Below are 5,018 nucleotides of genomic sequence, written 5' to 3'. Positions count from 1 at the left end.
CAAACTCTCAATTTAAAAGTTTAATCTTTACTCAAATTTATTGACTGACTGTGTTTCCTTACTTCTGTTTAATTTTCAAAGACCAAATTTTTTATCGCCGCCTTGCGACAGCTTATTCAGTATATCACCTGAACTTTTCTTTGTCAACAACTTTTTTGAATCTTTTGAATTTTCTCAAATTCCTTAAATTCATACTTTGTTGTTTTCTCATCGCCACTCTCGCGACGACAAGGAATATCTTATCACAAATATCTATTTCAAAACTCAATATATATATTATTACACTAAATTAACTCTATTATTCTCTATTTTTATCGTTAAATATAAATTTTTCTTACATTGATACACAAGGATGAGTATACTTTATATTATAACAATACTTAAACAAATTCTCTGTATCGTACTTATATAATGCTTCTAAAAATAGTTTTTATACAATAAAAACACTAAGCATTAACTTAGTGTTTTAAAATTTATCTATTATTTTATACATATTTAACTATCTAAAAACAAATCACATAATTTTTTCTAATATGTGTATCTTAATATTATGCATTAGCCTCTGCTATTTTAGCTTCTTGCTCTTTATTTAACTTTCTATTTTGTAGCCATTTATCAATAGCAATTCTAAGTGCGTATAATCCAATTCCTATTGGAAGCCAGACTGCAGCATAATGCAATCCACCTTGAAGATATGGTAATATTACCTGAAAACCTGAACCTTTTAGATTTATATCTCTTAATGGATTAATAAAGTATCCTAATGGCCAAATCATCTTAATTATATTAGGCAAACCTTCTGGCATCATATACTCTGGCCAAACATATCCACACATAAGAATAGCTGGAACTGATAAAAACATACAAATTTGTACACATGGAAGTACCTCTTTAAATATTGCAGCAAACACAAAACTTACTGCAATTAAATCTAAAATAAACACTAATAACAATACATAATCATATAGTATTATTCCTCTCAAAGGCAGATGAAAATATTTACATGCTGCATAGAAAGAAATGCTAAATCCTACAAAAGCTAAAGCTGTTACAATTAAAATCCTTCCAAGAATCCTAATTAAATATTTTAAACTATCCAAAGAACGTAATTTTATATTTGATATTTTTTTCTTGTCCTCTATTAAGCTTGGAGCAAGTACTTCTAAAAAAGTCTGCTGTATCATTATTCCTATTATCCCAAACATCAAATATTTCATATAACTTATTTGAGGATCATATAATACACGTTGTACAAAAGACATAGAAGTAACCGCTTTTTTCGCTTCATAAGGCTTCATGCCTTTTGCTTGTAAAACATTAAGCTGAACTCCTGCATTAAGTGTATTTAATATCTCACTTCCATATGCAAAAGCATTATTCCCAATAACAATATTAGTCTGATCTACTACAAAAAGTGTTTTAGGAGCATTCATTTCTTTTACATTTTTCTCAAAATCTTTTGGTATTATAAGTCCAGCATATGCTTCTTTTCTTGTTATCAATTCTTTTAACTCATCTTCTGACTTAGCATAGTTTTTAATTTGAAAACCTGGACTTTCTTTAAATTGCTTTGTAATCATTCTAGACATACTAGAGTTATCCATATCAAGAACAACCATAGGTATTTCTTCTACAAAAGTGTTACTATAAACCTTTCCAAAAACAAATGTAAAGAATATAGGTAATGCAATTAACATAAGCGAATTTTTTATCCAAACTATAATCATCTTCAAGACTTCTTTTTTACTCATGTCTAAGCCACCGCCTTTACATTTTGTTCTTGTTGTTTTTTCTCCGATAATTTGTTCCATAAGATTTTTACAATCTTTTTAGTAAAAAATACTACAGCTGAAGCTATCCAAATCCAAACAACAAACTTAGCCAACCAATTCATATCTGTTGCAATGTAACTAATATCAATAGGTTTCATACATAAATCTCTTAACGGTTCAGCATAATGAACATATGGAATACACTCTCCTATTTGTTGAAACACCTTAGGCATTGACATCAATGGGAAAGTATATCCCCCTAATATACTAGAAGGTAAAACTAAAATTGCAGCTACTTGAGTTGCTAACAATTTATTTGGAATTATTAACTTAACTAACATTCCAAAAGAAATCATACCTAATGAATATAGTAAAGTTAATTTTAATCCGCCTTCTACTGTTCCTCTATAAGGCACTCCAAAATAATGACATTGAATCCATATAGTCAATACTATTGATACAGCTCCTAAAATACCCCAAATCAAAGATTTAAGAAAATATAATGTAAAATATTTTTCCTTTTCGCGTACACGTTCTACGCCTATCATAACTAGTCCTACTTGAATAATTGCTATTAGCATTCCTGGTATAAGGAAACTTACATAGTTTCTAGTAGGGTTATTTAGAAGACGATATGAAAAATACATAGGAGTTACAGTTTTTATTGATTCTTTTGGAAGTATGTTTAATTTCCCCTCCATTACTTTCTTTAAGAATCCAGTCTTAATAGTTAGTAATATCTCTGTCATTCTAGCTTTAGCAGCACTAGTCATAGACATCTGTGAGCCATCATAAAATACTAACACTTTTGGGCCCTTACCTTCTTTTAGATCCTTTGAGAAGGAAGAAGGAATTATCATACCTACCCTTGCCTTATTTTGTTCTATTAAATTTTGTATATCACTATCTTGTTGTGAATAACTTACTATATCAAAAATTTCATTACTTCTTATCTCCTCTGTAATCATACGGCTAAAAGAAGATCCATCCTTATCAACAATAACAGTAGGTATATTTTGAATTTGCTTAGCCTGCATATTATAACCAAATAAAAAACTTGAAGAAATAGGAATGACAAACATCATTAAAAATAGCATTAAAGTTTTCTTTAAAAATGATATCCAATCTCTTGTGGTTATCCAAGTCTTTATTTTCTCTTTCATACTATTTCACATCTTTCTTAGAATCTTTTTTAGTTTCTTGTTTAGTATCTGATTTCTTACCAAAATCAACAAAGGCTGTCATTCCTGGATGTAATTCTTTATCCATTTTAGTAAATTTAACTTTTACTCCATAAGATAAAATATCATACTCTCCATTATCATTAGTTGCTCTTTTAGTTGCAAAGTCTGGTTTTGCATTAATTTTAACAACTGTTCCCTCAAACTGTTGATCTTTATATGCAGGTAATTTAACAGTTACTGTTTTACCTACAGAAACCATAGAAAGATCTTTTTCTTGAACTTTTACCTCAATCCATTGATCACTTGTTTTAGAAATTGTAATTAGCGGCATTCCTGTAGAAACAAGTTCTCCTACTTTTGGATTAACTGTAGTTATAACTCCATCTGCTGGTGCAGTAATTACTGTATCTTTAATATATGTTGACGCCTCTTTTGAAGCTGCTTGTGCTTGAGCTACTTGTCCTTTCGCTGCCTGTATCATAGAATCAGCTTTAGCAACTAAAGCTTTTGCTGCAAGCTTGTCCTCTTCTCTAGCACCTTTTAATGCTTGGTCATATGTTTGTTTAGCCACTTCCTTTTTCATTGCAACTTCCTTTAATTTTGTTGAAGCTTCATCATTTTGCTGTTTTGTAGCAATTCCTTGTTCATATAAAGCATGTACTCTATCATAAGAATCTTTTGCAAAATTGTATGCTTCTTGTGCAAAATCACATGCTGCTTTTGCTTTAGCTATATCTTCTGCTTGAGCACCATTTTCCGCTTTCTGAGATTGCGCAATAGCTGCCTCTTTAGCCGCTTGAGCTGCCTTTAACTGACCTGTAGCAGCTGCAATAGCAGCCTCTGCTTGAGCTTTTTTAGCCAAAAGGGTATCACTTGATATATTAACTAATACATCTCCTTTTTTTACTCTATCTCCTTCACTTACTTTAACTTTTGTTATATTTCCTGGTATTTTTGTATTAATACTAATTTCTTCTGCTTCTACCTGTCCTTGTACAGTAAGATTTTGTTCTTGAGGTTTAATTAGCTTTTCTCCTGTTACATTCAATGATGATATAGAACTACACCCTGTAAAAAGACTAGCAATAATTAATGTAGAAAAAGTAACTTTAGTAAATCGTTTCATTTGTAAATTCCTCCTAATCGCTTATATTAGTATTCTATTAATAATTCCAAAAGTACTTTATAAAACTCTTATAGATTTTTTATTTTAAATGAGTTTCAATTAAGCCTTTTTGAATTTTCTCTAGAAGATCATTTGCTATTTGCTTTTCTTCATCTGATAAAAATCCCATTATTTCACCTGAAAACTCCTTATATTCTGGTAAAACTTTATCTAATATTTTTTTACCATCCTTTGTAATTATTGTTTTTATGCTTCTACGATCTTTGGGATTACTCACTCGCTGCATAAAACCATATGATTCCATTCTATCTACTAAAGTAGTTATATTTGCTTTTGTAACACACATTTTACTTCCAAGTTCAGAAAGAGTCATTCCCTCATCACCAGCCAAATAAACTAAATATAGAGATTGAAACTGAGGTTTAGATAAACCTATTTCTTTATAATATTTATCAAATATCTTATCTACTAATAATGTTGTCTTTATAAAATTACCCATTATTTTTGTTGAAACATCTTCAATCCAATCATATGTATTTAACAAATCACCCATATTTCTCGACACTTAAACACCTCCATAATAAACATATATATAGTTTACATATATATAGTAAATATATTAATCAATTTTGTCAACTATAAATTTAAAACAATAATTAAAATAACAATTAATCATCATATAACAAAAAATACCATAATACTTATATTTAGTATTATGGTATTTAAATCATTGTTTATTATTTGTTTTCATAACTAGCTTTTAACATAACTTTTTAAAAATAAAAAAGCACTAAGCCTTTGCTTAGTGCTTTAAACTTACCCGGCGGCGACCTACTCTTCCACACCGTCTCCAGTGCAGTACCATCGGCGCTTTGAAGCTTAACCTTCGTGTTCGGTATGGGAACGGGTGTTACCTTCAAGCCATAACCACCAGAT

General features: G+C 29.8%; 4 protein-coding genes and 1 rRNA gene. All 5 read right to left on the bottom strand.

Annotated elements, in window-relative coordinates; translation table 11 throughout:
• Positions 1-548: 548 nt before the first annotated feature.
• Entirely contained in the window at positions 549-1,811 is a 1,263-nt protein-coding gene (locus tag OXH55_RS19770) for an ABC transporter permease (RefSeq protein ID WP_268051874.1), read from the bottom strand.
• On the bottom strand, positions 1,754-2,935 hold the full coding sequence (locus OXH55_RS19765) for an ABC transporter permease (RefSeq protein WP_268051873.1): 1,182 nt from the start codon (positions 2,933-2,935) through the stop codon (positions 1,754-1,756). Before OXH55_RS19765 ends, OXH55_RS19770 begins: the two co-directional genes overlap by 58 nt.
• 1 nt (position 2,936) lies before the next feature.
• Entirely contained in the window at positions 2,937-4,082 is a 1,146-nt protein-coding gene (locus OXH55_RS19760; RefSeq protein ID WP_268051872.1) for an HlyD family secretion protein, read from the bottom strand.
• A 79-nt stretch (positions 4,083-4,161) separates the two neighbouring features.
• The gene (locus OXH55_RS19755) at positions 4,162-4,647 is read right to left on the bottom strand and encodes a MarR family winged helix-turn-helix transcriptional regulator (protein ID WP_268051871.1); all 486 of its coding nucleotides are present in this window, start codon (positions 4,645-4,647) and stop codon (positions 4,162-4,164) included.
• Positions 4,648-4,900: 253 nt separating this feature from the next.
• A 5S ribosomal RNA gene (gene rrf, locus OXH55_RS19750) occupies positions 4,901-5,017 on the bottom strand.
• Position 5,018: the final 1 nt, after the last annotated feature.

The organism is Clostridium ganghwense (assembly GCF_026735165.1).
Taxonomy (GTDB): domain Bacteria; phylum Bacillota; class Clostridia; order Clostridiales; family Clostridiaceae; genus Clostridium_H; species Clostridium_H ganghwense.
This window is presented reverse-complemented; position numbering and strand designations above follow the sequence as displayed.